24 protein-coding genes, 3 tRNA genes and 1 pseudogene are annotated in these 26,870 nt (G+C 70.5%); 18 read left to right on the top strand and 10 right to left on the bottom strand.

Going from position 1 to position 26,870, the window contains the following annotated elements:
• Positions 1-202: 202 nt before the first annotated feature.
• The 5 genes from V7026_RS05230 to V7026_RS05250 are packed head-to-tail and all read left to right on the top strand — an operon-like array spanning position 203 to position 4,416.
• Positions 203-1,642, top strand: a complete 1,440-nt coding sequence (locus tag V7026_RS05230) for a M16 family metallopeptidase (RefSeq protein WP_334154266.1) — start codon at positions 203-205, stop codon at positions 1,640-1,642.
• Complete coding sequence (locus tag V7026_RS05235; RefSeq protein WP_334154268.1) at positions 1,639-2,979, top strand: M16 family metallopeptidase; 1,341 nt, start codon at positions 1,639-1,641, stop codon at positions 2,977-2,979. Before V7026_RS05230 ends, V7026_RS05235 begins: the two co-directional genes overlap by 4 nt.
• Positions 2,919-3,587 (top strand): 16S rRNA (guanine(966)-N(2))-methyltransferase RsmD, encoded by a 669-nt coding sequence (gene rsmD / locus V7026_RS05240; protein WP_443082315.1) that lies wholly within the window; start codon positions 2,919-2,921, stop codon positions 3,585-3,587. Before V7026_RS05235 ends, rsmD begins: the two co-directional genes overlap by 61 nt.
• Positions 3,584-4,093, top strand: coding sequence for a pantetheine-phosphate adenylyltransferase (coaD, locus tag V7026_RS05245; protein ID WP_334154272.1), 510 nt, complete (start codon positions 3,584-3,586; stop codon positions 4,091-4,093). The genes rsmD and coaD overlap by 4 nt, the downstream gene beginning before the upstream one ends.
• Before the next feature lie 38 nt (positions 4,094-4,131).
• Complete coding sequence (locus tag V7026_RS05250) at positions 4,132-4,416, top strand: YfhL family 4Fe-4S dicluster ferredoxin (RefSeq protein ID WP_334154274.1); 285 nt, start codon at positions 4,132-4,134, stop codon at positions 4,414-4,416.
• On the opposite strand, the gene pth is transcribed toward V7026_RS05250, so the two are convergent.
• From pth to V7026_RS05285, 7 genes are all read right to left on the bottom strand, one after another.
• Positions 4,413-5,021, bottom strand: a complete 609-nt coding sequence (pth, locus tag V7026_RS05255) for an aminoacyl-tRNA hydrolase (protein WP_334154276.1) — start codon at positions 5,019-5,021, stop codon at positions 4,413-4,415. The genes V7026_RS05250 and pth overlap by 4 nt on opposite strands.
• 137 nt (positions 5,022-5,158) lie before the next feature.
• On the bottom strand, positions 5,159-5,785 hold the full coding sequence (locus tag V7026_RS05260) for a 50S ribosomal protein L25/general stress protein Ctc (protein ID WP_068610374.1): 627 nt from the start codon (positions 5,783-5,785) through the stop codon (positions 5,159-5,161).
• 150 nt (positions 5,786-5,935) lie between these two features.
• Positions 5,936-6,922 (bottom strand): ribose-phosphate pyrophosphokinase, encoded by a 987-nt coding sequence (locus tag V7026_RS05265; protein ID WP_334154282.1) that lies wholly within the window; start codon positions 6,920-6,922, stop codon positions 5,936-5,938.
• Positions 6,923-6,948: 26 nt separating this feature from the next.
• A tRNA-Gln gene (locus V7026_RS05270) sits at positions 6,949-7,025 on the bottom strand.
• Between the two features lie 64 nt (positions 7,026-7,089).
• Complete coding sequence (gene ispE, locus V7026_RS05275; RefSeq protein ID WP_334154284.1) at positions 7,090-7,986, bottom strand: 4-(cytidine 5'-diphospho)-2-C-methyl-D-erythritol kinase; 897 nt, start codon at positions 7,984-7,986, stop codon at positions 7,090-7,092.
• A gap of 3 nt (positions 7,987-7,989) precedes the next feature.
• On the bottom strand, positions 7,990-8,484 hold the full coding sequence (locus tag V7026_RS05280) for a lipoprotein insertase outer membrane protein LolB (RefSeq protein WP_334154285.1): 495 nt from the start codon (positions 8,482-8,484) through the stop codon (positions 7,990-7,992).
• A complete protein-coding gene (locus V7026_RS05285) occupies positions 8,481-9,914 on the bottom strand; it encodes a tetratricopeptide repeat protein (RefSeq protein WP_334154286.1) in 1,434 nt (477 codons plus the stop codon). Before V7026_RS05285 ends, V7026_RS05280 begins: the two co-directional genes overlap by 4 nt.
• A gap of 75 nt (positions 9,915-9,989) precedes the next feature.
• Here V7026_RS05285 and mutM point away from each other — a divergent pair, with 75 nt between their 5' ends.
• The 3 genes from mutM (at position 9,990) to mutY (ending at position 14,006) form a co-directional block, all read left to right on the top strand.
• Positions 9,990-10,802, top strand: coding sequence for a bifunctional DNA-formamidopyrimidine glycosylase/DNA-(apurinic or apyrimidinic site) lyase (gene mutM, locus V7026_RS05290; RefSeq protein ID WP_334154288.1), 813 nt, complete (start codon positions 9,990-9,992; stop codon positions 10,800-10,802).
• 94 nt (positions 10,803-10,896) lie between these two features.
• Entirely contained in the window at positions 10,897-12,882 is a 1,986-nt protein-coding gene (locus V7026_RS05295) for a dynamin family protein (protein ID WP_334154289.1), read from the top strand.
• A complete protein-coding gene (gene mutY / locus V7026_RS05300) occupies positions 12,879-14,006 on the top strand; it encodes an A/G-specific adenine glycosylase (RefSeq protein WP_334154290.1) in 1,128 nt (375 codons plus the stop codon). Before V7026_RS05295 ends, mutY begins: the two co-directional genes overlap by 4 nt.
• Here the strand turns inward: mutY and rapZ are convergent.
• From rapZ to V7026_RS05315, 3 genes and pseudogenes are all read right to left on the bottom strand, one after another.
• Positions 13,991-14,854: pseudogene (gene rapZ, locus V7026_RS05305) on the bottom strand (RNase adapter RapZ); the annotation flags it as partial. The gene mutY and the pseudogene rapZ sit on opposite strands and share 16 nt — an antisense overlap.
• Complete coding sequence (recN, locus tag V7026_RS05310; RefSeq protein ID WP_334154291.1) at positions 14,851-16,497, bottom strand: DNA repair protein RecN; 1,647 nt, start codon at positions 16,495-16,497, stop codon at positions 14,851-14,853. The gene recN and the pseudogene rapZ, both read right to left, overlap by 4 nt.
• A complete protein-coding gene (locus tag V7026_RS05315; protein WP_334154292.1) occupies positions 16,494-17,426 on the bottom strand; it encodes an NAD kinase in 933 nt (310 codons plus the stop codon). Before V7026_RS05315 ends, recN begins: the two co-directional genes overlap by 4 nt.
• Before the next feature lie 36 nt (positions 17,427-17,462).
• Here V7026_RS05315 and hrcA point away from each other — a divergent pair, with 36 nt between their 5' ends.
• From hrcA to V7026_RS05365, 10 genes are all read left to right on the top strand, one after another.
• Positions 17,463-18,485 (top strand): heat-inducible transcriptional repressor HrcA, encoded by a 1,023-nt coding sequence (gene hrcA / locus V7026_RS05320; RefSeq protein ID WP_334154293.1) that lies wholly within the window; start codon positions 17,463-17,465, stop codon positions 18,483-18,485.
• Between the two features lie 28 nt (positions 18,486-18,513).
• Positions 18,514-18,590: transfer RNA gene (locus tag V7026_RS05325), tRNA-Ile, on the top strand.
• Between the two features lie 67 nt (positions 18,591-18,657).
• Positions 18,658-18,734: transfer RNA gene (locus V7026_RS05330), tRNA-Arg, on the top strand.
• Between the two features lie 58 nt (positions 18,735-18,792).
• The gene (aztA, locus tag V7026_RS05335) at positions 18,793-19,572 is read left to right on the top strand and encodes a zinc ABC transporter ATP-binding protein AztA (protein ID WP_334154294.1); all 780 of its coding nucleotides are present in this window, start codon (positions 18,793-18,795) and stop codon (positions 19,570-19,572) included.
• A complete protein-coding gene (locus V7026_RS05340) occupies positions 19,556-20,446 on the top strand; it encodes a metal ABC transporter permease (protein ID WP_334154295.1) in 891 nt (296 codons plus the stop codon). Before aztA ends, V7026_RS05340 begins: the two co-directional genes overlap by 17 nt.
• A 61-nt stretch (positions 20,447-20,507) precedes the next feature.
• Entirely contained in the window at positions 20,508-21,875 is a 1,368-nt protein-coding gene (guaD, locus tag V7026_RS05345) for a guanine deaminase (RefSeq protein ID WP_334154296.1), read from the top strand.
• A gap of 18 nt (positions 21,876-21,893) precedes the next feature.
• Positions 21,894-23,324, top strand: coding sequence for an efflux transporter outer membrane subunit (locus V7026_RS05350; RefSeq protein WP_334154297.1), 1,431 nt, complete (start codon positions 21,894-21,896; stop codon positions 23,322-23,324).
• Positions 23,325-23,334: 10 nt separating this feature from the next.
• Positions 23,335-24,636 (top strand): efflux RND transporter periplasmic adaptor subunit, encoded by a 1,302-nt coding sequence (locus V7026_RS05355; protein WP_334154298.1) that lies wholly within the window; start codon positions 23,335-23,337, stop codon positions 24,634-24,636.
• Positions 24,633-25,379 (top strand): ABC transporter ATP-binding protein, encoded by a 747-nt coding sequence (locus V7026_RS05360; RefSeq protein WP_334154299.1) that lies wholly within the window; start codon positions 24,633-24,635, stop codon positions 25,377-25,379. The genes V7026_RS05355 and V7026_RS05360 overlap by 4 nt, the downstream gene beginning before the upstream one ends.
• 1 nt (position 25,380) lies before the next feature.
• Positions 25,381-26,589, top strand: coding sequence for an ABC transporter permease (locus V7026_RS05365; protein WP_334154300.1), 1,209 nt, complete (start codon positions 25,381-25,383; stop codon positions 26,587-26,589).
• Positions 26,590-26,870 lie beyond the last annotated feature (281 nt).

Raw genomic sequence — 26,870 nt, forward strand, 5'->3', positions numbered from 1 at the left:
GGGCAGGCGCAAGCGCAGGCGCGGGAGCAGAGGGCGGCGTCACGGTCGCCGGCTGGGCCTCTGGCTCGGCTGCCACGGCGGCCGGTGCCGGGGGGGCGGGCTCTGGCGCGGCAGAGGGCGCGGACTCCTCCTCGCGGCTGCCGAAGAACTTTTTCTTGAGAAAGCTGAACATAGGGATGCTGCCTAGAATAGGCGACATTCTATGAAAGCGTACCTTTCGATCGATCGCGCCCGCCTGGGGTGCACCGTGCGCTCCGTGCGCAACGGGTGGCGGCTGGCGGCTGTCTGGGCCACGCTGTGGGTGGCGGGCGCGCTGGCGTCGGCGGTGCAGGCTGCCACCCCGGCGGTGACGGCGGCATCGCGCGCGCAGACCTTTCAACTGGCCAATGGCATGACCGTCATCGTGCAGCCCGACCGGCGCTCGCCCACGGCGGTGCAGATGCTGTGGCTGCGGGTCGGGGCCGTGGACGAGACGGACCGCGAATCGGGCGTGGCCCATGTCCTCGAGCACATGATGTTCAAGGGCACCCCCACCGTGCCCGAGGGCGAGTTCTCGCGCCGCATCGCCGCGTTGGGCGGGCAGGAGAATGCCTTCACCTCGCGCGACATGACGGTCTACCATGTGCAGTTGCCCGCCGAGCGGCTGCCCGAGGCGATGCGTCTGGAGGCCGACCGCTTTGCTAACAACACTTGGAGTGACGACGCCTTTTTGCGCGAGCGGGCGGTGATCCAGGAAGAGCGCCGCCAGCGCGTCGAGGACGAGCCGCAGTCCCAGCTGTACGAGCAGTTCATGGCCATGGCCTGGACCGTTCACCCCTACCGCCGCCCCGTCATCGGCTGGATGGGCCGGTTGCAGAACCTGGAGCCCGAGACGGTGCGCGACTTTTACCGCCGCTGGTATGTGCCGGCCAACGCCGCCCTCGTGGTCGTGGGCGATGTGGACCCCGAGCAGGTGCGGCAGTGGGCGCAGGACACCTTTGGGCGGCTGCCCGCGCGCGCTGTGCCGCCCCGCCAGACCGACGCCGAGCCCAGCCAGCGCGGCCCGCGCCGGTTGGAGTGGCGCGGTCGCACCCTGCAGCCCACGGTGCTGATGGGCTGGCGCGTGCCGCGCCTGTCCCACCCGGACGCCGACGATGCCGATGCGCGCGATGCGCTGGCCTTGGTGTTGCTCGCCGGGGCGCTGGACGGACACAGCGCCGCACGGCTGGAGCGTGCCCTGGTGCAAGGGCAAGGGGGGGAGCGGCTGGCCGATTCGGTCGGCGCGTCCTATGGGCTGGCCGGGCGCGGGCCGGAGCTGTTTCTGCTCAGCGCCACGCCCCGGGCGGGGGTGACCGTGGAGGCGGTGGAGGCCGCCCTCAAAGCCGAGATCGGGCGCATCGCCCGCGAGGGCGTCACGCCCGCGGAGCTGCAGCGCATCAAAAACCAGTGGATGGCCAGCGAGGTGTACAAGCTGGACTCCACGTTTGCCCAGGCGCGCGAGCTGGGTATGCACTGGGTGCTGGGCTGGCCGCTGGACGCCGGCGCCCGGTTGCTGGAGCGGCTGCAGACCGTCAGCGCCGACGATGTGCAGCGCGTCGCCCGGCGCTACTTTCAGGACGAACAGCTTACCGTCGGCGTGCTGCGGCCGGAGGGGGGATCGTGAGGCGCGCGCTGGCCGCCCTGCGGGGGCTGATCGTGGGGGCGGCGGTGTATCTGTCGCTGCCGGCTCTGGCGGCACTGCCTGTCGAGCACTGGACCCTGCCCAATGGCGCGCGGGTCTATTGGGTGCGCAGCGACGCCCTGCCCATGCTGGATGTGCGCCTCGAGGCCGATGGGGGCAGCCGCCGCGATCCAGCCGGCCAAGCCGGCTTGGCCGCGGCGACGGCCTTGATGTTGGGGCGGGGCATCGAAGCCCGCGACGGTCAACCGGCCTTGGACGAGAACGCCCTGACCGAGGCGTGGGCCGACCTGGGGGCGCAGTGGAGCGCCCTGGCCACGCTGGATCGCTTTAGCGTGTCGCTGCGCACGATCACCCGGCCGGATCTGCTGGAGCGGGCCGTGGCGTTGGCGGCTCGCCAGTTGGCCGCCCCGGCCTTCGATGCCGCGGTCTGGGCGCGAGAGCGCGACCGCCTGGTCGCCGCTTGGCGCGAGGCGCAGGCCCAACCCGATACCCTGGCGCGCCGGCGCTATGCCGAGGCGGTCTACCGGGGGCACCCGTACGGGGTGGAAGCCACCCCCGACAGCTGGGCCGCCATCGACCGGGCGGCGCTGCAGGATTTTTATCGCCGCCACACCCGTGCCTGCGACGCGCGCGTCACGCTGGTCGGGCCAATCGGTCGTGAGCAGGCCGAGTCGATCGCCAACCGGCTATTGACCGGCTGGGCCGCACATGGCTGTGCGCCACTGCCCGCCGTGCCCGAGGTCGCGCCGCTGGAGCGTGCGCAGGACCTGCGCCTGCCGTTCCCGGGGGCGGCGCAGGCACAGATCCTGATCGGGCGGCCGGGGATCGCCCGCCGGGATCCCGACTACCTGCCGCTGCTGCTGGCCAACCACATCTTCGGTGGGGGCGGGTTCACCTCTCGTCTGATGCGCGAGATCCGCGAGCAGCGCGGTCTGACTTATGGCGTTCACAGCCACTTTCTGGCGGGCCGGCATGCCGGGGCCTTTACCGTGATGCTGCAGACGCGTCCGGATCAGGCAGACCTGGCCGTCTCCCTGGTGCGGGAATCGCTGCGTCGCTTCACCGCCGAGGGGCCGACGGACGACGAAATCGCGGCGGCCAAAACATCGCTGATCCAGGGCTTTGCCCTGCGCTTGGACAGCAACCGCAAGGTGCTCGATCAGGTGGCGGCGCTGGCCTGGTCGGATCTTCCGCTGGACGAGCTGGACACCTGGACCGCGCGGCTGGCGGCGATCGATCTGGACACCCTGATGCGCGCATGGCGCCGCGTGATCGACCCCGACCGGCTGGTGACCGTCGTGGTCGGGGGGCAGCCGTGACGGCGCGCCCCCGGGGGCCGGCGCCCAGCGGCGAGGTGCGCATCATCGGGGGACGCTGGCGGCGCTCGCGTCTGCCGGTCGGACAGGCGCCAGGGCTGCGACCCACCCCCGACCGCGTGCGCGAGACGCTGTTCAACTGGCTGGGGCAGGACCTGACGGGCTGCCGCTGCGTCGATGCGTTTGCCGGCAGCGGCGCGCTGGGGTTCGAGGCCGCGTCGCGCGGCGCGGCCGAGGTGGTGCTGATCGAGCGCGTCCCCGCCTTGCTGGCCGCGCTGCGGGCGAACGCGGCGCGGCTTGGGGCGCAGGGGGTGCGCATCGTGGGCGGCGACGCGCTGGCCGCGCTGGCGGCTTTGCCCGCCGGGGTCTGGGACGTGGTGTTTCTGGACCCCCCCTTCGACGATGCCCGCCATGGCGGCGAGCGCGTGTATGCCGCGGCGCTGCAGGCGGCCGCGCGGCTGTTGCGCCCAGGGGGGCTGGTGTATCTGGAAGCCCCGCGCGCCTGGGCGCCGGATGAGTTGGCGGCGCTGGGCTGGCGCTTGCACCGCCACCTGCGGGCCGGGGCCGTGCACGCCCACCTGCTGCAGGCGGCGGATAATCCGATCCCATGAGTGCCCCGACCCCTGTGCTGCGCACCGCCGTCTACAGCGGCACCTTCGACCCCATTACCCTGGGTCACGAGGATGTGATCCGGCGCGCGGCCGGCCTGTTCGACCGGCTGATCGTCGCAGTGGCGGTCGCCCACCACAAAAAAACCCTGTTCCCTCTGGCGGACCGGCTGGCGATGGTGGCCGATGCCCTGGCCGATTGCCCTGGCGTGCAGGTGCTGCCGTTCGAGGGGCTGATCATGGATTTTTGCCGGGAGCACGGGGCGGTGGCCGTGGTGCGCGGCATCCGCAACGTGACCGACTTCGATTACGAGGCGCAGATGGCCGCCATGAACGCCAAGCTCTTGCCCTCAGTGCAGACGGTGTTTTTGCTGCCGCAGCCGCCCGTGCAGTGCATTTCGAGTACCCTCGTGCGCGAGATCGCCAAGCTGGGCGGGGATGTGGCGCAGATGGTCAACCCAGGCGTGGCGCAGCGGCTGGCTGCCGCGTTGCCCGCGCCCCAGCGCTGACCTCGCCCGCTCCGACAGGCTGCCCAGGGGACCCGACCATGGCCTTGATGATCACCGACGAGTGCATCAATTGCGACGTCTGCGAGCCCGAATGCCCCAACCAGGCCATCTCGATGGGGGAGGACCACTACGTCATCGATCCGGGGCGCTGCACGGAGTGCATCGGTCACTTCGACGAGCCTCAGTGTGTGCAGGTCTGCCCGGTCAGTTGCATTCCGCTCAACCCGAACCACACCGAGGACCGCGAGACGCTGTGGCAAAAATACCGGCGGCTGCAGGCCGCCAAGGCGGCGCTGGGCGCCCATTCGGCGTCCGCGGCCTAACCCTTGTCAGGCCGCGGCGGCTTGGGCCGCGGCGGCTGGCTGGTGTGGATGGCGGCGGTTGCCTTTGCGGTTTCGCCGGCCAGCAGCAGCGCTAGGGCCCGCGCAGCACGTTCCACCGCCTGATCGATGGCCAGGCGCTGGTCCGCAGGCGGCTTGCGCAGCACCCAGTTGGCGACTTCGGCCTTCACGCCCGGGTGGCCGATGCCCAGGCGCAGCCGCCAGTAGTCCGCGCTGCCCAATTGCGCATGGATGTCGCGCAGGCCATTGTGACCGGCATGGCCGCCGCCGTGTTTGAGCCGGGCGTCCCCCGGCGGCAGGTCCAGTTCGTCGTGCGCGACCAGGATCTCGCCCGGGGCGATCTTGAAAAACCGCGCCAGCGCGGCGACGGACTGCCCCGAGCGGTTCATGTAGGTGGTGGGCTTGAGCAGCCACAGCGGGTGGCCGTCGACGGTGGTGCGGCCGGCCAGACCGAAATAGGTGCGCTCCGGGTGCAGGGTCACCCGCAGGTCCTGCGCGACACGGTCGATCCACCACCAGCCGGCGTTGTGGCGCGTGTCCTCGTACTCCGGTCCGGGGTTGCCCAGACCCACCAGCAGCTTGAACATCGTTGCGTGCCCTCGTGTGCGGGGTGGCGATCATGGCACCAAAACCGAAGGCCCGCGCAGTGCGGGCCTCGGTGGGGCGGCCGCCGTCGGCAGCCGCTGGGGGGCGGCGAGTGGGGCCGGGGTGCGGCCCCGGGGCCTCACTTCTTGCCCTTCTTGCCCTTCTTGTCGTCGGCCGCGGCGGCGGTGGGCGCCGTCACGACTTCTTCCACCGGCTCGACGACGGTGGCGATGGTCGGGTTGGGCTTGCCATGGGTGACGATCTTGATGCCCGCGGCCAGCTTCAGGTCGTTGGCGTGCAGGCTCTGGCCCTTGTGCAGGTTGCCCAGGTCGACCTCGATGAAGTCGGGCAGCTGGGTGGCCAGGCACTCGATCTCCAGCTCGGTGACGACGTGGTTGATCAGGCACTTGTCGGCCTTGACCGCCGGGCTGTTGTCGGCGTTGACGAAGTGCAGCGGCACCTTCTTGCGCAGGCGGGTGTTCTCGTCCACGCGCTGGAAGTCCACGTGCAGCACTTGCGGCTTGTAGGGGTGGTATTGCACGTCGCGCAGAACGACCTTGGTGACCTGGCCGCCGAGTTCCATCTCCAGCACGGAGGAGTGGAAGGCCTCTTTCTGGATGGCCTGCCACAGGGCGTTGTGGTCCAGCTCGATGGCTTGCGGGGCGGCGTTGCCGCCATAGACGATGCCGGGCGTCTTGCCGGTGTTGCGCAGGCGGCGGCTCGCACCCGTGCCCTGCGTCTGGCGCTCGAAAGCGGTGAATTTCATGCTCTGACTCCAATCTGGGGGCGGCCGCGACCAGCGCGCCCCGTTCTCACGACAATGCCACCCGGGTGGGTGGCGCGAAATCCGGTGCCCCGATCACCCATCGGGCGAGGGCGCCGGCATGCCTTGTGGGCTGGCGCAGGCGATCCCTGCTCAGCCCTGGTTTTCCGATTCGGCGAACAGGCTCATTACCGACTCGCCGCTGGCGATGCGCGCGATCGTCTCGGCAATCAGCGGCGCGACGGTGAGCTGGCGGATCTTCGGGCAGGCGCGCGCCGCATCGTTGAGCGGAATGGTGTTGGTGACCACCAGTTCGTCCAACGCATCGCCCTTGGCGACGCGCTCCACGGCCGGGCCGGACAGGATGGGGTGCGTGACGTAGGCAAACACCTTTTCGGCCCCGCGCTCCTTGAGCACCTCGGCCGCCTTGACCAGCGTGCCCGCAGTGTCCACCATGTCGTCCATGATCACGCAGTGGCGGCCCTCGATGTCGCCGATGACGTGCATGACCTCGGATACATTGGGCTTTGGGCGGCGCTTGTCGATGATGGCCATGTCGCAGTCGAGCTGCTTGGCCAGCGCGCGCGCGCGCACCACACCGCCGACGTCCGGCGAGACGACGAGCAGGTTTGGGTAGTTCTTCTGCCGAAGATCGCCCAGCAGCACCGGCGACGCGTAGATGTTGTCGACCGGGATGTCGAAAAAGCCCTGGATCTGGTCGGCGTGCAGGTCCATGGTCAGCACGCGCTCGACGCCGACCACCTGCAGCATGTTGGCCACGACCTTGGCGCTGATGGGCACGCGGCTGGAGCGCGGGCGACGGTCCTGGCGCGCATAGCCAAAGTACGGGATCACCGCCGAGATGCGCGCGGCCGAGGCGCGTTTGAGCGCATCGACCATGATGACGAGTTCCATCAGGTTCTCGTTGGTCGGCGCGCAGGTGGGCTGGATGACGAAAATGTCGCGGGCGCGGACGTTTTGCCCGATTTCGACCGTCACCTCGCCATCGGAGAAGCGGCCGACGTGGGCCGCCCCCAGGCTGGTGCCCAGATGGCGGGCGATTTCAGCGGCCAGTGCCGGGTTGGCATTGCCGGTGAAGAGCATGAAATCCGGGGCGTGCGCTGGCGTCGAGCGTTCCATGGTGTTACCGGCACTGGGAAGGAATTTGGCAGGGGAGGAAGGATTCGAACCCTCGCATGTCGGAATCAAAATCCGATGCCTTAACCAACTTGGCGACTCCCCTACACAGGTTCACCGCTGACGCGATGCACCGTATGCAGCGTTGCTGGCGTCTGCAGCAACAAGACTCAAATTATAGCGTCTTTTTGCCACCCAACCAGCGGATGTTCCGGCAAACCGTGGCAGATCCGAATCTGCCAGCCGTTCGGCCAGTCTACCGTTTGCACGGCGGCGGCCTCGGCCTCGCCGGGCAGGGCCGCGAACACGGCGCTGCCCGAGCCGGTCATGCGGGGCTGCAGGCCTAGACGGCGCAGCCGGTCGAGGGCTGTAGCGACGTCGGGACACAGGCGCACGGCCACGGGTTGCAAATCGTTGCGGCCCCACGGTCGAACGGGATCGACAGCGATACCGGCAACGAAGTCGCGTATTATAGCCAATGGCGTGGCCCGCTCCAGGTCGCTGGCGGTATAAATCGCGGCGGTCGCGGTGCCAGCGGCCGGCTTGACGATCGCGTAGCGGGCTGCGGGCAGGTCCACGGGCGTGAGTCGCTCCCCGATCCCTTCGACCCAGGCGTTGCGTCCCCCTAAAAAAAACGGCACGTCGGCCCCCAGTCGGGTGCCCAGGCGGATCAGCGCGTCGCGCGGCCAGTCCAGCCCCCATAGGCGGTTGAGGGCCATCAGGGTGCTGGCCGCGTCGCTGGATCCACCGCCTAGGCCAGCCTGCTGCGGGATGCGCTTGTCCAGCACGATGTGCGCGCCCAGGGGGCAGCCGCTGGCCGCTTGCAGGGCACGCGCGGCGCGTAGGCACAGGTCGTCCTCGGGCAGGGGGGGCGAGGTGTCGCCGGTGGGACGCAGGTCTTCGCGCGACAAGCGGCCATCACGCCGCGCCTCCAGGTGCAGCGTATCGGCCCAGTCCACCAGCCGAAAGACCGACTGCAGTTCGTGGTAGCCGTCGGCCCGGCGGCCGGTGACGTGCAGAAACAGATTGATCTTAGCGGGGGCGGGAACGTCGAGCAGTCGTTGCATGGATCAGGGTTGCCAGAGCAGGCGCAGATCGGCGGCAGGTGGTGGGGTGGCGCGGCGCGCGCGCAGGCGGCCTTGCGGCTGCCCCGTCAGGTCCACCTCCCAGCCCGGGACGTTCTGGGCTGCGCCGCCGAGCCAGGCAAACAGGGCCGCGACCGGCAGTGGCGCGCCGGTCAGATCGGCGGTCAGGGCCTCCAGGCTGTCGTAACGGCGAGGGGGGGCATCGCCGCGGTCCAGCCAGGCGCCTGCGCCGTCCCAGTGGATCGTGGCCACGGTTTGCCCCAGGGAGGTGTACAGGCGCAGCACGCCATGGGCGGGCGTGCCGTCCAGCTCGAAGCTGGCGGTCCAGCGCTGGGGGGGCTCCGTCGCTAGAGTAAGGGCGAGCCGCCCGCTCCATGCCGCGGGCGTCGGCGCGGGGGGTGCGGCGCATCCAGCGAGTAGCACCCCGGCGACGAGCGCGAGCGCCACCGCTCGCCGCCGCGCCCCGCTGCGCGGCCTCACGGTTCGACGCCGAGGCGCCGCAGCGTCTCGGTGAGGGTTCGGTTGCGGCGGTCGAGTTCGAGCCCCTGGCGCCAGACCGCGCGGGCCAGGTCGGACTCGCCCAGCACCCAGAGCACTTCGCCCAGATGGGCAGCGATTTCGGCATCGGGGCGGCGTTGCAGCGCGTCGGCGAGCAGTCGGCGCGCTTCGCTCAGATTGCCCAGGCGGAACTCCACCCAGCCCAGGCTGTCGATGATATAGGCATCGTCCGGGGCGCGGCGCAGGGCTTCCTGGATCAGCGCTTTGGCCTCGGACAGGCGTTCGCCCCGGTCGGCCAGCGCGTAGCCCAGGGCGTTGTAGGCGTGGGGGTCGTCCGGTTGGCGCCGGATCAGCTCGCGCAGCAGGCGCTCCATCTCGGCCAGCCGCCCCAGCCGCTCGGCGGCCATGGCCTGCTCGTACATCAGATCGGTGTCGGCCGGGGCCGTCTGCAGCGCGTGGTTCAGGAGGTCGTAGGCCTCCAGCGCATGGTCGTGGTCGCGCAACAGGCGGGCTTCGGCCACGCGCAAGCGGCGCTGACCCTCGGCATCCAGGGTTGGAGCCGGCTGCAGCAGGGCGCGGGCTTCGGGCAGCCGACCTCGCTCCGCCAGTGCCCGTGCGTACGCGATGCGCACGGCGGGGTCGGTGTCCGTTGCGTCCCGTGTGGCGAGCAGATGGCGCTGAAGGAGGGATTCGGCATCGGCCGGCCAGGCGTCCAGCAGCTCCAGCGCCAGCAGCGCCGCGGGCGCGGAGCGGGGATCGGCACGCACCGCCTGACGCGCGGATTGCAGCGCGTCGGCGTCCCGTCCGGCCTGGCGCTGCACGCGCCCGAGTGCCGCCCAGGCCGCGGCAGCGGTGTCCGGTGCGCGCAGGGAGGGCTCGAGCGCCACGCGGGCGGCGGCCGCGGCTTCGGTTTTGTCCGTGGCGCGGGCCAGCGCTGATGGCACCAGCGCAATCAGCCCGGGCCGGCGCGCGGCGGGGGCGGCGCGGATCCAGTCGCGCAGCAGCGGGCCCATGTCGCGTACGCGCTGCAGGCCGATCAGCAGTTGCAGCTCGGTGCGGCGCGCTTCGTCGTCGTTGGGCAGCGCGGCCGACCAGTCCCGCGCGGCGGTCAGCGCGGCCTGCGGGGCGCGGCCTTGCAGCGCGATTTCGATGGCGCGCTGGAACAGCTCCGGCTGGCGCGTGCGCTTGGCCGCATCGAGGATGAGGGAATACGCCGCGCCGGGGTCGCTGCGGCGCTGCAGCTCGCCCAGCAGCAGCTGGTAGAACAGCTCGGCGTCGAGCGCCGAGGGCTGCGTGGTCTGGGTCGCGGGCAGGCTCGGCTGATTGGGGGCCGTCTGCCCCAGCGCTGTTGGGGCGTGCCACAGACAGCCGAGCGGCCAGAGGGTGACGAGCAGGGGGCGCAGGCGCGGCATGGAGGTTCCGTTACGGACGATGCCCGATTGATCATAATCCAGCGCGTTCGTTCATGCCCTGGCGCGTCGATCCCCATGCCCGAGTTGCCCGAAGTCGAAGTCACCCGGCTGCGCATCGCCGACCGGCTGGTTGGCGCGCGCATCGCGGCCGTGCGGTTGGGGCAGCCGTTGCGCTGGCCGCTGGGGGTGGCGCCGCAAGCGCTGGTAGGGCGCCAAGTGCGGTCGGTGCGGAGGCGGGGCAAGTATCTGTTGCTCGATCTGGACGAGGGCTTGCTGCTGTTGCACCTGGGCATGTCGGGCAGCCTGACGATGGGTGAGGCGCTGCCGCCACCGGGGCGCCACGACCATCTGGATCTGCACACCGATCGCGGCACACTGCGGCTTCACGATCCGCGCCGCTTTGGTGCCGTGGTCCATGCGCGCGGCGAGGACGACGCGGTGGCACAGCGACTGCTGGGCGGCCTGGGGGTGGAGCCATTGGATCCCGCCTTCGACCCGATCCGCTTCCACGCCGCGCTGCGCGGCCGGCGCGCCCCGATCAAAACCGTGCTGCTGGGGGGCGACGTCGTGGTTGGGGTCGGCAACATTTACGCGAGCGAGGCGCTGTTTCTGGCAGGCATTCGGCCCACGACGCCGGCCATGCGCCTGAGCCGGCCGCGCGCGGCCCGGTTGCACGCCACCATACGGCAGGTGTTGCAACGCGCGCTGGCCGTCGGGGGCAGCACCCTGCGGGACTTCCGCGTCGATGGGCAAGTCGGCTACTTTCAGCTCGAGATGTGGGTGTACGACCGCGCTGGGCAGCCGTGCCGGGTTTGCGGCACGCCGATCCGCATGATCCGACAGGGCCAGCGCTCCACCTATTACTGCCCGCGCTGCCAGGCTCGCTGAGCGCCCCCGCTGAGCGGCGGGCCCGTGCCAGGGGCGCGCGGCGCGGCCGGTGGGGTGTATAGTGGTCCGACCGACGGATCCGCCGCCACCGCTCATGTCGTTTGCCCACGATTTCGATGCCCACAGCGCCTGGCGCCGCGAGCAGGCGCAGCGCCTGCGCACCCTGGCCGATGCGCTGGCGGCGCGCGATTTGCTCGACGCCGGGCTGCACGAGCGGCTGGAGCGCCTGCAGCGCCAGTTGCAGACGGACAAGGTGATGGTGGCTTTCGTCGCGGAGGTTTCGCGTGGCAAGTCGGAACTCATCAACGCCGTGTTTTTCGCCGGCTACGGGCGCCGCATCATGCCCGCGAGTGCGGGGCGCACCACGATGTGCCCCACCGAGCTGGGCTACGACCGCGAACTGCCCCCTTGCCTGCGCCTGTTGCCCATCGAGACGCGGCTGCAGCCGCAGTCGCTGCTGGAGTGGCGCAGCGCCCCTGAGCGCTGGGAGCGCATCGACCTGGATGTGCAGGACTCGGAGCAGCTCGCGCGCGCCATCGAGAAGGTGGCCGAGGTGCAGCGCGTGCCGGTCGAGCAGGCCCGGGCGCTGGGGTTTTGGCACGACGACAGACCCGAGGACAACCCGCTGCCCGGGGCCGATGGTCTGGTCGAGGTGCCGCGCTGGCGCCACGCGCTCATCAACATGGCGCATCCGCTGCTCAAGCAGGGGCTGGTGGTGCTGGACACGCCTGGGCTCAACGCCATCGGTGCTGAGCCCGAGCTGACGGTGGGCCTGTTGCCGCTGGCGCAGGCGGTGGTGTTCGTGCTGGCGGCCGATGCCGGGGTGAGCAAGTCGGATCTGGCGATGTGGCGCGAGCATCTGGCGCCTGCGGTCGAGGGTGTGGATGCCCGGCTGGTGGTGCTCAACAAGATCGACGTGCTGTGGGACGGTCTGAGCACGCCAGCCGAGATCGACGCCCAGATCGAGCGCCAGCAGGCCACGACGGCACAAGTGTTGGGCGTGGAGCCGGCGCAGGTGATCGCGGTATCAGCGCAGAAGGGCCTGGTGGCCAAGGTACGCGGGGACGAGGGACTGCTAGCCGACAGCCGCCTGCCCGACCTGGAGCGGGCGCTGACCGAGACCGTGCTGCAGCGCCGGCGCGACGACCTGGGCGGCCGGGTGGACGCAGCCCTGGCCGCCGTGGTGGCGGAGATCGAGCAACGCTGGCGGCTGCGTGAGCGCGAGTGGCAGGACCAGATCGACGAGCTGGACGGGCTACGCGGCAAGAACATGGCCGTGATCGCTCAGATGCGCCGCCGCATCGAGCAGGAGCAGCGCGACTTCGACGCCGGTGGCATGCGTATCCAGGCCCTGCGCAGCGTGCACCTGAAACTGCTGCGCGAGCTTTTTGGTTTGCTGGGCAGCCAGTCCCTGCAAGCCGGGGTGGCGTCGCTGGCCGGGGCGTTGCGCCAGCCGGGGGTCAAGCTGGGTATCCGGCGCACCTACACGGACGCTTTTGCCCGCTTGCACGCCACGCTGGACGAGGCCCGGCGCAAGGCCGACGAGGTGCAGACCATGCTGCAGGCGTCCTTCCGCAGCCTGAACGCCGAGTATGGCTTCGCTCTGCAACTGCCCGGTGGGCTGGATCTGTGGCCCTTCGCGGCCGAGCTGCGCGACATCGAACGCAGCCACCTGCAGTATTTGGGGCTGACGAATGTGCTGCGGCTGGTCCAGGCCGAGTATGCGGACCGCCTGGCCAAGGCCGTCGTGGGGCGGCTGAAGGCGGTGTTCGATGCCGCGAGTGCCGAGGTGGAATCGTGGAACAAGGCGGCTGCGGCGCAGCTCGACGCGCAGCTGCGCGAACGGCGGCGCCACTTTGCCCGCCGGCTGGAGACCGTGCACCGCATCGAAGCGGCGGCGGGCGCGCTGGACGAGCGCCTGGCCGAGCTGCAGGCCCAGCGCGAGAGCGCGGCGCGGGACGTGGAGGCTTTGCGGCGGTTGCTGGACCGCCCCGACCGTCCGAACCAACCCGATAGCCCCGATAGATCCCCCGAGTCGGCCCTCCAGCCCGCCGCCCCCGGACACGCCGAACAGCCATGAACGCGGGGGTGGCCGACATCCCCGCGGCGGTGCGGGCAGGGTTTTTTGCGCGGGTGGTCGCATGGCAACGAGCGCATGGCCGGCATGACCTGCCTTGGCAGGGCACGCGCGACCCGTACCGCGTCTGGCTGTCCGAGATCATGCTGCAGCAGACGCAGGTGCGCACCGTGCTCGGTTACTACCCGCGGTTTTTGCAGCGTTTTCCCACCGTGCAGGCGTTGGCCGATGCCTCGTTGGACGAGGTGCTGGCCCTGTGGAGCGGGCTGGGCTACTACAGCCGGGCGCGCCATTTGCATGTCTGCGCACGGGTGGTGGTCACGCAGCATGGCGGGCACTTCCCGACCAGCGCCGAAGCCTTGGCGACCTTGCCAGGCATTGGTGCTTCCACCGCCGCGGCGATTGCGGCGTTTTGCTTTGGCGAGCGCCGCTCCATCCTGGATGGCAATGTGCGGCGGGTGTTGTCCCGGGTGCTGGCCGATGCCGGCGACCCGGCCCGCGCGGCCGCGCAACGGGGCCTGTGGGCCGCGGCCCAGGCGCTGGTGCCGCCGGAGGCCACGCCGGACGACATGGCGGCCTACACCCAGGGGCTGATGGACCTGGGCGCGACCGTCTGCACCCGCAGCCGGCCGCAGTGTGAAGCCTGTCCCGTGGCTGCGCTGTGCGCGGGCCGGGCCAGCGGCGACCCCACCGCCTGGCCACGCCGCGCGCCGAGGGCGGCCAGGCGCACCGAGGCCTGGTGCCTGCCGCTGTACCAGCGGGCGGACGGGGCCTGGTGGCTGCAGCGCCGCCCTCCACGCGGCATCTGGGCAGGGCTGTGGGCGCCGCCCGTGCTGGCCGCGGTGGAGGGACTCGCCACCTGGCTGCGGGATCATCCCGGCGTGGAGGCGGACTGGCCCGCGGCGTTCAGACACGCTCTGACGCACCGAGAGCTGCGGCTGCAGCCGGTGGTGTGCCGCCTGCCGGGAGGACCCGATTCGAGCACGGCACCCTTGGCTCCGGGGGTGGAGCGCGATCAGGGCGCCTGGTGCCCGCCGTCCGACGCGTTGGCGCTCGGGCTGCCGGCGCCGGTGCGCGTCTGGCTCCAAAACCTGGCGTCGGACAGCCGCACATCCAGCTCCCGGTGACGGCGCTGCACCGACCAGGTCGCGGCGAAGTGGGCGGCCAGCCGCTCCACCAAATAGACTGAGCGGTGCTGGCCACCGGTGCAGCCGATGGCGACCGTGACATAGCTGCGGTGGTCGCGCACCATCCCGGGCAGCCAGTGTTCCAGAAAGGCGGTGATCTGCGCCTGCATGGCGGCGACTTCGGGCTCGGCGTCCAGATAGGCGGCCACCGCGGCGTCCAGCCCCGTCAGCGGGCGCAGCGCCGGTTCGTAGTGCGGGTTGGGCAACATGCGCACATCGAACACATAGTCGGCGTCCATGGGGATGCCGCGCTTGAACGCGAACGATTCGAACACCAGGGACAGAGAGGCAGGTGCGCGTAGCAGCAGGGCCTTGACCTCGGTGCGCAACTGGGCGGCCTTGAGCTGGCTCGTGTCGATCACCAGCGCCCCCTCGCGCAGCGCGGCGAGCAGCTCTCGCTCCAGTGCCAGGGCATCGACCAGGGCGCGGCGCTGGTCGGTGCTGCCGCGCACGGACAGCGGGTGCATGCGCCGGGTTTCGGAGTAGCGGCGCACCAGCACGTCGTCCGTCGCGTCGAGGAACAGCACGGTCAATGCCACATCGCTCTGGCGCAGGGCCGCCAGCCGCTGTGGCAGGCCGGGCAGCGACGCCGCGCTGCGCACGTCGATCGCCACGGCCACCCGGTCGGCCTGGTGCTTCCGCTCGACATCGATGAACGCCTCCAGCAACTCGGGCGGTAGGTTGTCCACGCAGTAAAAGCCGGAGTCCTCCAGGGCATGCAAGGCGACCGATTTGCCCGAACCGGACATGCCGGTGATCAACACCACGTGCGGGGCGGCGGTCGTCATGCTTGCAGAAGCTCCCGGGCGTGGGCCCGCGACGTGTCGGAGCCGTGGCCGCCGAGCATGCGCGCCAGCTCCTCGACGCGCGCGTCGCCTTCCAGAGGCGTGACCTGACTGACGGTGGCATCGCCCAGCCGTGCCTTGCTGACTTGCAGGTGGTGGTGCGCGCAGGCGGCCACCTGGGGCAGGTGGGTCACGGCGAGCACCTGCCGGTCGGCGCCCAGCCGGCGCATGAGCCGCCCCACCGTGTGGGCGACCGTGCCGCCGATCCCGCTGTCCACCTCGTCGAAGATCAGCGTCGGGGCTTCGCCCAATTGGCTGGTCACGACGGCGATGGCCAGCGCGATGCGCGACAGCTCGCCGCCGGAGGCCACCTTGCCCACCGGCCGCGGCGTGACCCCGGGGTGGCCCGCAACCAGAAAGTCGACACGCTCCAGCCCTGCGGCTTGCGGCTCGGGCAGCGGCTCGAGACGGACTTCGAACCGGCCACCGGCCATGCCCAGGCCTTGCATGGCCTCGGTGATGGCGGCGCCCAGCCGTTCGGCCGCGGGTTGACGCTGGCGCGAGACGGCCTGCGCTTCGGCCAGAAAGGCCTGCCGCGCGTGCTCGGCCCGGGTGCGCAGGGCATCCAGATCGGCGGCTTCGTCCAATGCGCGCAGCCGCGCCTGCCAATCCTGCCAGCGTTGCGGCAATTCCTGCGGTGGGCAGCGGTGGCGGCGCGCCAGCCCCATCCAGCGCGACAGGCGCTCATCCAGCGCGGCCAGCGCGGCCGGGTCCAGCTCGGTGTGGTGGGCGTGGTGTTGCAGGTCGTGGCAGGCGTCGTCGATCTGCGCCAGGGCCTGCTGCAGCACATCGGCGATGGCGCTATAGCGCGGCTCGATGTGCTGCTGGTCCCGCAGCGCATGGATGGCCTGCCCGACCAGCCGTGAGGCGTTGACGTCCGCGCCGTCCAGTGCGTCAAGGGCGGCCCGCGCGGTGTCGATCAGCGTTTGCGCGTGCGCCAGCCGCGTGTGCTGGCGGTTGAGTTCGTCCCATTCGTCCGCGCCTGGGGCCAGGCGGCTCACCTCGTCCACCTGCCATTGCAGGCGCTCGCGTTCCGCCTCGCGGGTGGCCTGGGTGGCCGCCGCCGACTCCAGCGCGGCGACGGCCGCACGCCATGCCGCCCATGCGGCGCGCAGCGCCGATGTGTCCAGCCGGGCGTAGCGGTCGAGCAGATCGCGCACGGCGTCGGGGCGGGTCAGGCTTTGCCAGGCATGCTGGCCGTGGATGTCCACCAGGTGCTCACCCAAGGCCCGCAACTGCGCCGCGGTGGCCGGGCTGCCGTTGATCCAGCCCCGGCTACGGCCCTGCGCATCGACCGTGCGGCGCAGCAGCACCGGCTCGCCCGGTGCGGCATCGAACCCCTGTTCCGCCATCCAGTGGGCGGCGGCGGGCGGGGCGTCGAACTCGCCGGCCACCTCGGCGCGGCCGGCCCCCTCGCGCACCACATGGGCCTCGGCCCGGCCTCCGAGCAGCAACTGCAGGGCGTCGATCAGGATGGACTTGCCCGCCCCGGTCTCGCCCGTGAGGGCCGTGAAGCCGGGCCCCAGGTCCACCTCCAGGGCGCGGACGATGACGAAGTCGCGAACCGCCAGCCGCAGCCAGCTCATGCCACCACCCCTTCGTTCCAGTGCAGCTTGCGCCGCAGGGTGTCGAAATAGCTCCAGCCCACGGGGTGCAGCAGCCGCAGCGTGTGGGCCGAGCGGCGCACCGCGATCCGGTCACCCGGCAACAGGCTGGTGAAGGTCTGCATGTCGAAGTGGGCGCTCGGCTCGCGTCCGGCCACGACCTCGATGGCGATCTCGCCGTCGCTGGGTAACACGATGGGGCGGTTGGACAGGGTGTGGGGTGCGATGGGCACCATGATCCATCCGGCGATGGCCGGGTGGATGAGCGGGCCACCCGCCGACAAGGCATAGGCGGTGGAGCCCGTGGGCGAGGCGATGATCAGTCCGTCGGCGCGCTGGTTGGCGACGAAGTGGCCATCCACCTCCACACGCAGCTCCACCATGCTGGGGGCGCCGCCCCGGTTCACCACCACGTCGTTCATGGCGATGGTCTGGAACACGCAATCGCCATCGCGCCAGACACCGGCCTGCATCAGGGCGCGGTGTTCTTCCTCGTAGGCGCCGCGCAGCATCGGGCGCAGAATGTCCGCAAAGCGGTCGAACGGGATGTCGGTGATGAAGCCCAGACGCCCCTGGTTGATGCCGATGAGCGGCACGCCGCACGGCCCGAACTGGCGACCGATGCCCAGCATCGTGCCGTCGCCGCCGACGACCAGAGCCAGGTCGCAGTGGGCGCCGATGCCGACAACGTCCAGCGCCCCATCGCCCAGCGGCCCCACGTGGTGCGCCGTCTCGCGCTCCAGCGTGACTTCGCAGCCCTGTTCGTGCAAAAAGTGCACCACCCGCTCGAGCGCGTCGCGGCTGCCGCTCGCGTGGTACTTGCCCACCAGCGCCACCCGCCGAAACCGCAGCGGGAGGTCGCGCTCGGCATACGGCGCGGGCGACGGGGGCAGCACGGGGGGGCGATTCATGCTCAAATTACAACATGGGTTTCTGACGGTGGGATGATGTTAGACGAGCGTTCCAGATTGCTGCTCAAGGCGTTGGTCGAGCGCTACATAGCCGACGGCCAGCCGGTGGGCTCGCGCACGCTGTCCAAGGCGGCCGGGCTGGATCTGTCGCCGGCCACCATCCGCAACGTGATGAGTGACCTGGAGGATCTGGGTCTGGTGGCCAGCCCGCACACCTCGGCCGGGCGCATCCCCACGCCGCGCGGCTACCGCTACTTCGTGGACACGATGCTGACCGTGCGGCGCGGCGAGCTGTCCGCCATCGACGCCCTGCAGACGCCGGCGCTGGCGGCCGACCAGCCCCGACAGGTGCTCAGTCAGGCCGCGCAATTGCTGTCGCAGCTCTCGCACTTCGTGGGGGTGGTGCGGGTGCCGCGCCGGCCGGTGGTGTTTCGGCACATCGAGTTTTTGCGCCTGTCGGAGCGGCGGGTACTGGTCATTCTGGTGTCGCCAGACGGGGATGTGCAAAACCGCATCCTGCATCCACACAACGAGTTCACGCAGGACCAGTTGCAGTCGGCGGCCAACTTCCTGAATGCCACCTACGCGGGACTGACCTTGGACGCGGTGCGCGAGCGCTTGCGCCACGAGGTGGATGCCCTGCGCGGCGAGATTGCGGGCCTGATGGTCAAGGCCGTCGAAGCCAGCAGCGAGGCGGCCGAGGCCGACGAAGTGCTCATCGCGGGCGAGCGCAACCTGCTGGCGGTGGACGACTTTGCCCGTGACATGGGCAACCTGCGCAAGCTGTTCGATCTGTTCGAGCAGAAAACCCAGGTGATGCGCCTGCTCGATATTTCCAGCCAAGCCGACGGTGTGCGGATTTTCATTGGCGGCGACAGCCAGGTGGTGCCGTACGAGGAGTTGTCCGTGGTCAGCGCGCCGTACGAGGTGGACGGCCAGGTGGTGGGCACGCTCGGCGTCATCGGCCCGCAGCGCATGCCCTACGACCGCATGATCCAGATCGTCGACATCACAGCCAAACTGGTGGGCAGCGCCCTGAGTCAGACCCGGCCGGAGTGAGGGGGACCGCTACAATCCCGCGCTGGCTGGGGCGTTAGCTCAGTCGGTTAGAGCAGGGGACTCATAATCCCTTGGTCGCAGGTTCGAGCCCTGCACGCCCTACCAAGTCGCCGAAAATTCGCGGCGGCAGCCGAAAGGGCCAAAAAGTTGTGTATACTTTCGGCTTCAGCAAGCGGCTGTAGCTCAGTTGGATAGAGTACTTGGCTACGAACCAAGGGGTCGTGGGTTCGAATCCTGCCAGCCGCGCCACACACCAAAGGCCAGTCCCAGCGACTGGCCTTTTTTCTGGCTGAGCCCTGGACATCGCATGCCCGATCCGGCCGACATCGAACTGCTGGACCTGACCGCCGGCTACGAGCGCCATCCGGCTGTGCACCATGTCAGCCTGCGCTGGCGGCGTGGCGAGCTGGCCGCGGTCGTCGGTCCGAATGGGGCGGGCAAATCCACGCTGCTCAAGTGCGTGGCCGGGCGGATGCGACCGATGCACGGCGAGGTGCGGGGGCTGTGTCCGAGCGGGGTAGCCTACCTGCCGCAGATCAGCGAGGTGGATCGGTCCTTCCCCGTCACCGTGGTGGAATTGGTCGCGATGGGCCTGTGGCACGAGCTGGGGCCGTTGGGTCGGCCCTCGCGCGCGCAGCGCGAGCGGGTGCAGACGGCCATCGCGGCGGTGGGCTTGCAGGGTTTCGAGTCGCGCACGCTCGACACCTTATCGGGGGGGCAGTTTCAGCGGGCGCTGTTCGCCCGCCTGATGCTGCAGGATGCCCCGGTCGTGCTGCTGGACGAGCCGTTTACCGGCGTCGATGCGCGCACGCTCGAGGACTTGGTGTGCGTGCTGCGGCGCTGGCACGAGGAGGGGCGCACCGTGGTGGCCGTGCTGCACGATATGGAACTGGTACGGGCGGTTTTCCCCACGACAACGCTGTTGGCGCGCGAGTTGGTCGCTCATGGTCCGACCGCGCAGGTGCTGACCGACGCCCATCTGTTGCGCGCTCGCCGGCTGCAGGAGGCCTTCGACGAGCGGGCCGAGCTGTGCGACATCGACGAGGCGGCCACCGCCGGGAAGGCACCGCATGGGCACCGGCATTGATGCGCTGCTGACTTGGCTGGGCGCGGCCTCGGGACTGGAGTTCGACTTTATGCGCCGCGCGGCGCTGGGCTGCCTGTTGCTGGCGCTGGGGTCGGCCCCGGTGGGCGTGTTTCTGATGCTGCGCCGTATGAGCCTGATGGGGGACTCGGTGGCGCACGCCATCCTGCCCGGCGCGGCCATCGGGTATTGGTTGGCTGGCTTGTCGCTGCCCGCCATGACGCTGGGCGGGGTGCTGGGCGGCCTCGTCGTGGCGGCGGCGGCCGGGGTGGTCGCGCGGCACACGGTGATGCGCGAGGACGCCGCCCTAGCGGGGTTCTACCTCGTCTCACTTGCGCTGGGGGTGCTGATTCTGTCCGTGCGCGGCAGCCAGGTGGATTTGCTGCACGTGCTGTTTGGCTCGGTGCTGGCGCTGGAAGGGTCGGTGCTGGCGCTGCTCGGCGCCGTGGTACTGCTCACCGTCATGGGCTTGGCGCTGCTGTGGCGGCCATTGGTGATGGAGTGCGTGGATCCGGCGTTTCTGCGTGGGGTCAGCCAGTGGGGGGCCGTGGCGCACCACGGGTTTTTGGCGCTGGTGGTGATCAATTTGGTGGCCGCGTTCCACGCCCTGGGCACGCTGATGGCGGTGGGCATGATGGTGCTGCCGGCGGCCAGCGCGCGGTTCTGGTTTCGGCGCCTGCAGCCGATGCTGGCGGCGGCCGTGGCGACGGCTGCGGTGGGGTCCCTGCTGGGGCTTTGGTGGTCGTATGCGACGGACTGGCCCACCAGCCCAGCCATCGTGTTGCTGCTCGGGGGGTGGTATGCGGTGTCGATGCTGATCGGCCGCTATGGCTGGTGGCGCCAGCGGCGGGTGCCGCACCGGCATCTCAAGGGGTAAACCTGGGGTCAAGCGCGGCGTGTCACCGCCGCGTCGCGCGAAGCCGCTAAGCTAGCACCCCATGCAAGCGTGGCGTGCCTCCCTGCTCTGGTTCGATCCGCACGCGGACGAGCCCCATCTCCGGTACGCAGACGACGGCCTGCTGGTCACGGCCTCTGGCGGCGACGGCGTGCGTCGGGTCGTTGCCGTGGGCGCCTTCGACACGCTGCGGGCGGCATATCCGGACGTTCCGCTCGCCGAGCGCCGCGGCCGGCTGATCGCGCCCGGCTTCATCGATCTGCATATCCACTACCCGCAGACAGATGTGATCGGCTCGCCTGCCGAAGGGTTGTTTCCCTGGCTGCAGCAGTACACCTTTCCGCACGAGTCGCGCTTTGCCAACCCGGTCCATGCACGCGCCGTGGCCCGGTTTTTTTGCGACGAGCTGCTGCGCCACGGGGTCACGACGGCGCTGACGTTTGCCACCTCTCACCCCGGTTCGGTCGACGCGCTGATGGCCGAGGCCGAGGCACGCGGGCTGCGCTGTATCGCCGGCAAGGTGCTGCAGGACCGGCACAGCCCCGACGGTGTGCGCGACCGCACCGAGCAGTCCTTGCGCGATACCGAGGCCTTGATCGCCCGCTGGCACGGCCGCGCGCGGTTGGGTTATGCCATCACCCCGCGCTTTGCGCCGAGTTGCAGCGATGCCCAGATGCGCGGCGCCGGTGAACTGGCGGCCCGCTACCCGGACGCCTGGATCCAGTCCCATGTGGCCGAGAACGTGGACGAGGTGCGCTGGGTGCGCGAGCTATACCCCCAAGACCGCAGTTACCTGGCCGTCTATGAGCGTTTTGGTCTGCTGCGCGAGCGTGCGGTGTACGCCCACGGCATTTACTTGGACGCGGACGACCACCGGGCGCTGGCCCAAAGCGGTGCGGCGATTGCGGTGTCGCCGACGAGCAATCTGTTTTTGGGCAGCGGTTTTTTCGACTACGCCGCGGCGTGCGCGGGCGGCGTGCGCCTGGGCTTGGCCAGCGATGTGGGTGGGGGCATGAGCTTCAGCCCCTTCGCCACCATGCGGGCGGCCTACACGGTCGGCCGGGCGGCGGTGCGGGGCGATGGACGGCCCAAAACGGGGGTGAGCTTGAGCCCGTTCGACCTATGGTGGCAGCACACGGCGGGCGCGGCGCGGGCGCTGGGGCTGGGGGGCGTGGTGGGGTCGCTCGCGCCGGGCAGCGAGGCGGATTTCGTCGTCCTCGACCCCGCGGCGACCCCGCTGCTGGCGCGCCGCACGGCGCAGGCCGAGTCACTGGCCGAATGGCTGTTTGCGCTCATCATGCTGGCCGACGACCGCGCGGTGTCCGAGGTGGTCGTCGCCCAAGGGCCCGGTAAATGGATCTTTACCGGTGGTGCATGCGCCGTTCATGTCGGGCCCCCACCATTGCGCTGAATCATGGATCGAAACTGGATGTCTGTCCTGGTGACGACCCGGGCCGCGGTCGGGGCGCTGGTTCTGGCGCTGGCCGGCTGCGCCAGCGTGTCGCCACCCCGCCCGGCCGCGGAACTGCCGCTGACCCCGCAGCGCTGGAGCGCGGCTGACCGCACGACCGAGGTGGACGGGGCCGTGCCCCTGCAGCGGTGGTGGACCGCGTTTGGCGACCCCGGGCTGACCGAACTGGTGGAAGCCGCGCTGGCGGCCAACCCCGACCTGGCCGGTGCGGCGGCGGCCGTCGCGCAGGCGCGCGCGCTGCGTGACGTGGCGCGTGCGGCGACCGGGCCGGCGGTCGATGCCAGCGCGGCCGTCCAACGCGGCCGGGTTGGCTCCGCCCCTGCCGGGACCACGGTGCGGGCCGGGCTGGACGCCGGCTGGGAGGTGGACTGGTTTGGCCGGCGCGCGGCGGCCCTGCGGGCGGGTGATGCCGACGTGGCTGCCAGCGAGGCTAATCTGGGGCTGGTGCGCCTGACCCTGGCGGCGGAGGTGGCCGCCACCTATTTCGAGGGCTGGGGCGCGCGCGAGCGGCTGCGGGTGGCTCAGCAGAGCCTGGCCGCACAGCTCGACAGCCTGGAGCTGACCCAGTGGCGCGTGCAGGCGGGGCTGGCCTCGGCGCTGGACCTGGAGACGGCGCGCGCGGCGGTCGAGCAGACCCGCGCCAGCCTGCCGGTGCTGGAGGTTTCGGTTCGCCAGTCGATGCATGCGCTGGCGGTGCTCACCGGGCGTGCGCCGGGGGCCGAGCTGCCCGATCCACCCGCAGCCGCCCCGGCGCCCCCGACCGCCTGGACGCTGCCGCTGCCGGCCGACGTGCTGCGCCAGCGCCCGGACGTGGCGGCGGCACAGGCCCGCTTGCAGGCCGCTTTTGCGCGCGCCGACCAGGCGGAGGCGGCGCGTTGGCCCACCCTGCGCCTGGGTGGCAGTTTGAGTTTGGCTGCCCCTCGGGTGGCGGACCTGTTCGATGTGACTGCGCTGACGCGCGCGCTGGCGCTCAATCTGGCCGCCACCGTGTTCGACGGCGGCGCCGCACAGGCCCAGGCGCGTGCCCAGGCGGCCGCGGCGGAGCAGGCCCGCGCGGCGCTGGCCGCCACTTTGCTGGAGGCCTTGCGCGACGTCGAAAATGCCCTGGTCGCTCTGGCGGGGGACCGGGAGCGGCTGCTGCGGCTGCAGGACGCCGTCTCGGCGGCCCGGCAAGCCGAGCAACTGGCCACTCAGCGCTATGCTGCCGGTTTGATCGACTACCGTGCCATGCTCGAGGCCCAGCGGACCTTGCTGGCACTGCAGGGCGATTTGGCCGCGGCCCGCACCGCCTGGACCGTGGGGCATGTCCGTTTGGTAAAGGCGCTTGGGGGCGGCTGGTCCCCGACCGATGTCGGCCCCGGACCGCTTGCAGCCACCGTTCAACCTTGACGTTTCCGCGATGAACCCGTTCCGACGCCAGTCTGCCTCGTCCGCCGCCGTCGATGCGCTGCTGGGCGATGACCGTCCCCCCCGTTGGTGGCGACGCCCGCTGTGGTGGGGGCTGTTGGTGCTTGTGGCGGCGGCCGCTTTTGGCTGGCAGGCCTGGCAGGCGCGCAGCGCACGTCAGGCCCATCCCGTGTACGTAACCGAGCCGATCAAGCGCGGCGATCTGACCCTGACCGTCTCGGCCAATGGCACCCTGCAGCCGGTGCGGTCGGTCAACATCGGCAGCGAGCTGTCCGGCACCGTGCGCGAGGTGCTGGTCGATGTCAACGACCGCGTGACCCGCGGCCAGGTGCTGGTCGTGTTCGACACGGCCAAGTTGCAGGACCAGGTCAACAGCGCCCGAGCGGCGGTAGCTGCGGCGCTGGCCCAGGTGGCGCAGGCCGATGCGTCGGCGCGCGAGGCGCAGATCCAGTTGGGGCGGCTGGAGGAAGTCGCGCGCCTGTCGGGCGGCAAGGTGCCGTCGGCGGCCGAGCTGGATGCGGCGCGCGCGGCACTGGAGCGGGCGCAGGCCGGGCAGGCCACGGCCCGCGCGGCGGTGGAGCAGGCGCGCGCCACGCTGTCCACCAACGAGACCAACTTGGCCAAGGCCTCGATTCGCTCGCCCATCGACGGGGTGGTGCTATCGCGCAACGTCGATCCGGGCAATGCGGTGGCCGCGTCGCTGCAGGCGGTGACGCTTCTAACCATCGCGCGCGACCTGCGGCAACTCAAGCTCGATGTCGCCGTGGACGAAGCCGACGTCGGCGTGGTGCACGAGGGCCAGGCCGCCAGCTTCACGGTCAGCGCTTATCCGCGCCGGCGTTACCCGGCGACGGTCGGGCGCGTGGCCTTTGGCGCGACCAAGACCGACAACGTCATCACCTACACGGCCACGCTGGACGTGGACAACCAGGACCTGTCGCTGCGGCCCGGGATGACGGCCACTGCCAACATCCGCGCGGTGGAGCGCAAGGGCGTGCTGCTGGTGCCCAACACCGCGCTGCGCTTCACCCCGAGCAATTCGGCGCCGCAGACGTCCGGCGGCGGACTGGCGGGACTGCTGATGCCCAAGCCCCCCACCGCTGGCCGCAAGACCGCCCGCGTGGACATGCGCGCTGGCCCGCGCCAGATCTGGGTGCTGCGCGATGGCCAGCCCCAGGCCATCCCCGTCACCGTCGGCATCAGCGACGGCCGCCAGTCCGAGGTGAGCGGCGAAGGCCTGAGCGAGGGGCTGCCGGTGATCGTCGAGCAGCGCAGCATCGGTCGCGCGCCATGAGTGTCGCCGTCCCGCTGATCCGGCTGCGCGGCGTGACCAAAACCTACGGTCAGGGCGCGGCCGCCTTCCAGGCCCTGCGCGGCGTGGATCTGGAGGTGTGCGCCGGTGACTTCGTCGCCATCATGGGGCCGAGCGGATCGGGCAAATCCACGGCGATGAATGTGCTGGGCCTGCTCGACACGCCCAGCAGTGGGGAGTACCGTTTTCTGGACGTGCCGGTGCAGACCCTGGCCCGGGACGAGCGGGCCCGGCTGCGGCGGCGCTATTTTGGCTTCGTGTTCCAAGGTTTTCATTTGTTGCCGCGCACCACCGCGCAGGAGAATGTGGAACTGCCCCTGGTCTACCGGGGTGAGCGCGTGGCCGAGCGCCACCGCGCGGCCCGCGCGGCGCTGGCGGACGTCGGCTTGACGGGCTGGGAGCACCACACCCCCGCCGAGTTGTCGGGCGGGCAGCAGCAGCGCGTGGCGATCGCGCGCGCCATCGTCACCCAGCCGCGGGTGCTGCTGGCCGACGAGCCCACGGGCAACCTGGACTCGCGCCGCAGCCACGAGATCATGGCCCTGATCCGCCAGCTCAACGAGCAGCGCGGCATCACCGTGCTGATGGTCACGCACGAGGCCGAGATCGCCGCTTACGCCCGCCGGGTGCTGCATTTTCGCGATGGTGTGATCGAACGCGAGGAGGCGCCGGAGCCGGCGCTGGCCCCGGCGGAGGGCACCGTGACCGAGCGGGAAGGGGGCTGACATGTGGCTCAACACGCTGGTGCTGGCGCTGCGCTCCATCCGCCGCAACCTGATGCGCTCGTTTTTGACCGTGCTGGGGGTGGTGATCGGTGTGGCGGCGGTGGTGTCCATGGTGACGGTGGGCAACGGGGCCACCCTGGCCATCCAGCAGCAGATCGCAAGCCTGGGCACCAACCTGTTGCAGGTGCGGCCTGGGCAGCGCCTGGGGCCGGGGGGATTTGGCTTTGGGGCGCCCTCGTTCAAGCTAACCGACGCCCAGGTGATCGCCGCGCAGACGCCCGGGGTGCTGGCGGTGGCTGCCGAGGCGCGCAGCAGCGGCACCGTGGTGGCCAACGGCCGCAACTGGACGAGCAGCCTGATTGGCGGCTCGCCCGACTGGCTGTTGACCAACAATTGGACCCTGGCCGATGGCCGACCGTTCAGCGACGACGAGTATCGCATCGGGGCGGCGGTGTGCATCATCGGCGAGACGGTGCGCCGCGAGCTCTACGGCCTCAATCCGGCCGTGGGGGATACCCTGCGCGTGCGTCAGATCCCTTGCGAGGTGGTGGGCGTGCTCGCGCCAAAGGGGCAGGGCGCGTTCGGTCAGGACCAGGACGACATGGTTCTCATGCCCATCAACACCCTGCACCGGCGTGTGGTCGGGCACACGCGGGTTTTTACGCTTCACGTCTCCATGCTGGACGGTGCCGATGCCCAGGCTGTCAAGGCCAGCATCCGCGAGATCCTGCGCGAGCGGCGCGGCATCCCCGAAGGCGAAGAGGACAACTTCAATATCCTGGATACCCAGCAATTGGCCGAGACCATGTCCGGCACCACGCGCGTGATGACGATGCTGCTGGGGGCCGTAGCGGCGGTCAGCCTTCTCGTGGGTGGCATCGGCATCATGAACATCATGCTGGTCAGCGTGACCGAGCGCACGCGCGAGATCGGCCTGCGGCTGGCCATCGGGGCGCTGGAGCGCGAGGTGATGGGGCAGTTTTTGATCGAGGCGGTCGTGCTGGCCGCCCTGGGCGGGGTGGCGGGGCTGGCGCTCGCCCTGGGGGCCAGCGTGGTCATCAGCCGGGCGATGACCGTGCCCTTTGTGTTCGATCCGGCGATCAACCTGGTGGCGTTCGCCTTCTCGGCGGCCATCGGGGTGGTGTTTGGCTATGTGCCCGCGCGTCGGGCGGCGCGCCTCGACCCCATCGAGGCGCTGCGCCACGAGTGAGCGCGCCCTCCGGGGTGGGTGGTTCTGGCGGAAGCGGTGAGAAGCTAACTCACTGCCCTACAAAGTCTTGAAAATCAATGACTTAGGCGCGCCTGACCAACACATTTTGGCATACCTTCTTGGAGCATGCCGCGACCTGCCTTGGCTGGTCGAGATGTCCGGTGTCCTAGCCTGACCGCAAGCGCGCGCGATGAACACATGGCCGACGGCACGATCTGGCCAGCCCCCAGTCTCTTCAGGTCGAGGTCAAGATACACTCGCAAAGTATCCATCTCACTACC

The sequence above is a fragment of the Tepidimonas sp. genome, assembly GCF_036825565.1.
GTDB lineage: Bacteria > Pseudomonadota > Gammaproteobacteria > Burkholderiales > Burkholderiaceae_C > Tepidimonas.